The sequence below is a fragment of the Cupriavidus oxalaticus genome (genome assembly GCF_038900635.1).
GTDB classification, from domain to species: Bacteria; Pseudomonadota; Gammaproteobacteria; order Burkholderiales; family Burkholderiaceae; genus Cupriavidus; species Cupriavidus oxalaticus_B.
The window spans coordinates 1-5772 of record NZ_JAYMRX010000054.1; the positions used below are offsets into that span (position 1 = coordinate 1).

A 5772-nucleotide genomic window follows, 5' to 3' on the forward strand; every position below is an offset into this window, starting at 1 on the left:
TGGCGAGCAGCGCGAGCGTGATGCCGATGCCGCTGGCGCACAGGGTCGAGACCAGCGCCAGGCAGACGGTATAGCGCGCGCCGAGCAGCACGCGCGCGAGCATGTCCCGGCCCATGTAGTCGGTGCCAAGCCAATGCTGGGCGCTGACCGGCCCGAAGACCTGGAACTCGCCCGAGGCCGCTGCGTCCGGGTTGATCAGGATCGGGCCGAAGATGGCAGCGACCAGCCAGCCCAGAAGAATGACGCAGCCGATCCATCCGCTAATGCCTAGGCGGGGACGTCGCGGGTGGCCACAGCTTTTGTCGGTAGTGCCGAGCGCAGTCGGAGAGACCCCGGTGGCGTTGGCGAGCGGGGTGGTGTTGGTGGTGGTTGTGGGCACGGGGCGCGGCTCCTGCATGGCGTTTTTGGCATCAGCGGTAACGCAGACGCGGATTGGCGACGATGCCGCATACATCGGCCAGCGTGACGAGGGTCAGGTACGTCGCGCAGAAGATCATGGCGCACACCTGGACCACGGGCATGTCGCGCTGGGCAACGCTGTCGACCATCAGCTTGGCGATGCCGGGGTAGTTGAAGATGGTCTCGATGATGATGACGCCGCCGAGCAGGTAGGACAGGCTCAGCGCCACGGCATTGGCGATCGGGCCGATGGCGTTGGGCAGGGCGTGGAACAGCACCATGCGGGTCGAGGAGGCGCCCTTGAGCCGCACCATCTCGATGTAGGGCGCCTGCAACTGGTCGATCACCGCGGCGCGCGTCATGCGCAGCATCTGCGCGACGATCACGCAGCACAGCGTCAACACCGGCATGGCCAGCGAACGCAGCACCTTGTCCCAGGACTCGTCGTTGCCGACATAGGCCAGCGCCGGCAGCCAGCGCAGCTGGACCGCGAACAGCAACACCGCCAGCGTGGCGACCAGGAATTCGGGCACGGAGACCACTGCCACTGCGCCGAGGCTCACGCCGCGGTCGAACCAGGTGCCGCGATAGACGGCCGCGAGGATGCCGAGGCCCAGCGCCACCGGCACCGAGATCAGCGCGGTCAGGCCCGCCAGCAGCAGCGAATTGGGCAAGCGGCTGCCGATGGCTTCCGACACCGGCATGTGGGTAGCCAGGGACTCGCCGGCGTCGCCGGTCAGCAGGCCGCCCAGCCAGTGGACGTAGCGCACCGGCGCCGGTACGTCCAGGCCCATCTGGCTGCGCAGCGCGGCCAGGGCTTCCGGAGTGGCGTCTTGCCCGAGCTGTTCCTGGGCGGCGTCGCCGGGCAATACCGCCGTGATCGCGAAGACGATGGCCGAGACGGCCAGCAGGGAGATCAGCGCCAACCCGACACGCCGCGCCAGCAGACGCAAGATGAACAGGTTCATGAAGGTCTCCTTGTAGGTCGGCTCAGCCTGCCGGATCATGGCTGACAGCCGGCGGGCCTTGACGTCTTGGGTGCGCGTGCGCGATGGGTGCAAGGCGCTGGGATGCGCATGATCTGCCGGGGACGGTCAATCCCTCGCACGGCTTCTCAGCGCGACTCTGTCCTCTGGGTATTGAAGCATGGTCCACCGACGAATTTGCGGGGTAATCCGGACAACGACAGTGAAAGCTGCGGTTTCGGCTGCACACTTCGGCATTGAATGCCATATGCCCGCTATGGGAGCGTGTGCACCGCAACATTCTCGGGGAATACCCTAGCGTTGCACATCGTCCGGGCGCGTCCCGATTGCTCTTGCGGTAGCGGGCCGGGACAATGTGATGCAGTCACTCAAGGCTTGAAGAACCATGTCAGCGCCAATCAAACTCGATCGCCTCGACCTTCGGATTCTTGCCCAACTGCAAAGAAATGGCCGGATAACCAACGTGGACCTTGCCGATGCAGTGGGTCTTTCGGCAAGCCCCTGCCTCATTCGCGTCAAGCGGCTCGAGCAGGCCGGTTATATCGGCGGATACAGCGCCGATATTCGCCTGGACAAGCTCGGCGACATTCTCACGGTATTCACGGAGGTCACGCTGGAAGACCACCATCGCGAGGATTTCGTGCGCTTCGAGAGGGCAGTGAGCGCTGTGGACGAGATCATCGAATGCCACCTTGTCAGCGGCGGCTACGATTACCTGCTCAAATTCATTACCCGCGGCGTCAGCCACTACCAGGAACTGATGGAAAATCTGTTGGAACGCAATATCGGGATCGAGAAGTACTTCAGCTTCATCGTCATCAAGTCGCCTTTCGTCAAGACTCACTATCCGATCGAAAAGCTGTTTTCTTCGACCTGAGCAATGGCAGGTTCTGGGAGGTCCGGGGTGCTGGCCAAGCATCCACGCATGTCACCCCATGGGTGATATATAAATCACAATGCCGGCCGGGTGAGGCGGGTGGAAGCGCCATCAGGGATCGACTTCGACCGGTACCCGAGGCGCGACGGCACACATCAGTTCATAACCGATGGTTCCCGCGGCCGCCGCGACGCTGTCGATGGGTACGTGCCGTCCCCACAACTCAACCGATGTGCCGATGGCGGCCTCGGGGCAATCGGTGAGGTCGACGGCAAGCATATCCATGGAGATGCGGCCCACCGTGCGAGTCAATGATGTTCCAACGCGCACCGGGGCAAATTGATCGCCATGCGAAGAACTCGTGCGGGGATATCCATCCGCGTAGCCGCACGCCACAATGCCGATGCGTTGGCGACGCGACGCCACATAGTGCGAGCCATAGCCCACTGCCTGGCCCGGCTGAATCTCCTGTACGGCCAGTACTTTGCTTGCCAGCGTCTGCGCTGCCTGCAGGCCTGAATTCCTTATGTCCTCTGGCCGGCCCGACGGCGACGCCCCATATAGCAGGATCCCGGTGCGTACCCAGTCGGCGTGGCAATCCGCATGCCACAACGTTGCTGCCGAGTTTGCCATCGATATCTCGCCGGGCAAGCCCCGCGTAGCGGCACGGAAAGTCGCCAACTGATCGGCGATCCCTGTTGGCGAGTCCGCATCCGAGAAATGGGTCGCGTGGGTGACTGACTTCACTGCGGGAATATTGCGCAGCCGTTGCCAGGCCGCCCGGTAGTCGCTCGGGCAAAAACCAAGCCGGTTCATGCCCGAATTCAGCTTCAGGCAGACATCGAGCGACTGTGGGGGCAGTTGCGCGCTGCGCGAGGCAAGCTCCAGCATTCGCAACTGATCTTCGCAATGTACTGCGGTGCTTAGCCGCAATGACGCGAGAAGCGGAATATCGCTTTCATCGAAGAATCCTTCCAGCAGCAAGATGGGCTTGCGCCAGCCCAGGTCGCGCAGCAATGCTGCCTCATTCAGGTCCAGCAGTGCGCAACCGTCGGCTTCGGCCAGGGCGGGGTAGACCCGGCCAATGCTGTGGCCGTAGGCATTGGCTTTTACCACGGCCCACACTTTCGATGCGGGCGCTGCGCGACGCGCCACGGCGAGGTTGTTGGCGAGAGCCGACAGATGGATGGTCACGGAAATGGGGCGAGGCATGCTCGGGGCGAGTTTTATGCTGCCGTGTTGCCTGTGGCGGGCTCGGCGCGCGTCATGACGGAGAAACAGCTGCCGTGGGGTCATCCCCTGGGCATACTCGCTATCGTATCGGCTGCGATCTAGTCAATGGTGCTGAATTGCACGGGGAAATCAGCAAAAAAATCTTAAACCCGAGCGTGCCCGGCATCGGAGGTTTGCGCTGACTGGTCGTCGCGGGGACCGATAAATGAACAAAGGCCGTCCACCTGAAGCGGTGGACGGCCTTACCCCATGCCTGCCGGCAAACCTTAATGCAGCCGCGTCCCCGCACCGAGCCAGCGCTCAAGCCCATGCGATAAAGAGATCGCCAGGGCCCGGCGCCAGCCGTTAATCGAGACGATGTGTCGACGATAAATGGCATTGTGTAGCAGGCCGGCCAGACGTCCCTCCACGTACCACCCCGAAATACCCCTGGCCGAAGCCAGCGAACCGACGGCCACCCCGCCCGCCAGCGAAATCAGCGATCCATAGTCCCGGAAAACAAAGGGCCGCACCGGCTTGCCCGCCAGATGCCGGGGTACCGCGTCCACCAGATACAGGGCTTGCTGGAAAGCGACCTGTGCCCGCGTCGGAAGCTCCTTTGCCGCATTGGCGGGGCGGCAGCTGGCGCAATCGCCGATCGCGAAGACGTCCTCGTCATCCAGGCTCTGAAGCGTCGGGCCTACGCGGACCTGTCCCTTCCCGTTGACAGTCAGGCCAAACGACGACACCAGCGCCGGCGCAGCGACACCTGCGGCCCAGACGACGACGTCCGCATTGACCGGCTGGGTGCCGTCGAGCGTGAGCCCTTGCGGCGTGACGGCAGTCACGCGCTGCCCAGTGGCGATGCCGATGTTCTGCTTTGCGAGCTGCCGCGCGACTCGGGCCGCAAGCTCGCCATCCATCCCTGGCAGGAGACTCGGAGCCGCTTCGAGCACGGCAATATCCACGTCACGGTTCGGGTCGAGCTGATGCACCCCATAGCGGTTCAGCAGGTAGGAGGTGCGGCGCAATTGCGCCGCCAACTGGACGCCGGTCGCTCCACCACCCACGATAGCCACCCGTACCTTGTTTGCCTCTCCGTTGGGCGACGGCGCCGCGGCTGACTTGCGGCGCAGTGCGGCGTGCAGTCGCTCGCGCACTCGCTCAGCGCTGCTGACGCTGTCCAATGCCAGCGCATGTTCGCGTGCACCGGCCACGCCAAAGTACTGGGTAACACCGCCGATCGCGAGCACAAGCTTGTCGTATGCCAGCGTCCGGAGGTGGGCGCCGGACGTCTCCGCTTCGCCGCCGGCTGTCAGGGAGATTACGCGGTGCGACCGGTCCACGGAAGCGAGGTCCCCCTGAATGAACTCGAAATGATTGCGTTCGGCCTGTAGTGCGAAGGAGGTGTAGTGAACGGTGGGCTCCACCGTGCCGGCGGCCACCTCGTGCAACAGCGGCTTCCAGAGATGCGTTGGGCTGCGATCTACCAGGATCACCCTGGCACGCCGGCGTTTCCCCAACGTGCGCCCCAGTCCAATGGCGAGCTGCAAACCGGCGGCGCCACCGCCGACAACGACGATCGTATTCATATTGGTTTTTCCGAAGTCTGCTAAGGAGCGGCAGAGAGAGCCGTGCGGGGCGCACCTCGAGAACGCATATCACGAGTCGGCCATGTCTCTCTACCGTTTTCGTTCCGCTTTGCGAGTGCGACGTCATGCGCGTTGGGCCGTTCCACCTGCATGCCGAGGTCACGCGCGATCTCGTTACAGCGCCGCGACGCTGTCACAAGCGATGCATGTTGTGGTGGTACGCCTGTCGTGCGCAAGATCAGGCGATACAACTCGTCTTCCGACTGGTGCGAGGAGAGGGCGTCCGCGGTGGCCACAACTGAAAACCGGTCGACCCACTCTGGTCCCAGCGCTGATTCCATCAAGGCGCAGACCATCCTGGACGAGAGTCTTGAGCCCAGTGCAAGGCGAACCCCGTCGATCGCAGCGTCCTCCATCCAGGTAAGCGCATGTTCTTCGATGCCAAACCGACCTTGAGCGCAAGCGGAGATGAAGCTCTTCTCATACGCCAGTAGAACGGCCTCCGAATGCTCCCGCACCGCTTCGCTGTTTGCCGAACTCTTCGTCAGGCGAAGTTCGCCGAAAGTGTGTGCAACATCTTGCGCTAGGGATGGTGTTCAAAACAACGTCCGCAGCGCCGAGTTGACCGTGAGAGCGTGGCCAAGTGAGTTCAATGAGCGATTCCCCTCGACTTCGATGCGAGATTCGGTGCGCGCTTGGGCGTTAT

General features: G+C 63.2%; 4 protein-coding genes and 1 pseudogene. 1 reads left to right on the plus strand and 4 read right to left on the minus strand.

What is annotated here, in order from left to right; translation table 11 throughout:
• Together VSR71_RS34790 and VSR71_RS34795 are read right to left on the minus strand one after the other, a co-directional pair.
• Positions 1–379, minus strand: a pseudogene (locus tag VSR71_RS34790) (ABC transporter permease); the annotation flags it as partial.
• A gap of 31 nt (positions 380–410) precedes the next feature.
• Positions 411–1367, minus strand: a complete 957-nt coding sequence (locus VSR71_RS34795) for an ABC transporter permease (protein ID WP_342917886.1) — start codon at positions 1365–1367, stop codon at positions 411–413.
• Positions 1368–1770: 403 nt separating this feature from the next.
• Here VSR71_RS34795 and VSR71_RS34800 point away from each other — a divergent pair, with 403 nt between their 5' ends.
• Positions 1771–2262, plus strand: coding sequence for an Lrp/AsnC family transcriptional regulator (locus VSR71_RS34800; RefSeq protein ID WP_342917887.1), 492 nt, complete (start codon positions 1771–1773; stop codon positions 2260–2262).
• Positions 2263–2373: 111 nt separating this feature from the next.
• Here the strand turns inward: VSR71_RS34800 and alr are convergent, their stop codons facing one another.
• Positions 2374–3474 carry an alanine racemase gene (gene alr / locus VSR71_RS34805; RefSeq protein ID WP_342917888.1) on the minus strand — a complete coding sequence of 367 codons (1101 nt, stop codon included), beginning with the start codon at positions 3472–3474 and terminating at the stop codon, positions 2374–2376.
• A gap of 287 nt (positions 3475–3761) precedes the next feature.
• The gene (locus VSR71_RS34810) at positions 3762–5066 is read right to left on the minus strand and encodes an NAD(P)/FAD-dependent oxidoreductase (protein ID WP_342917889.1); all 1305 of its coding nucleotides are present in this window, start codon (positions 5064–5066) and stop codon (positions 3762–3764) included.
• Positions 5067–5772 lie beyond the last annotated feature (706 nt).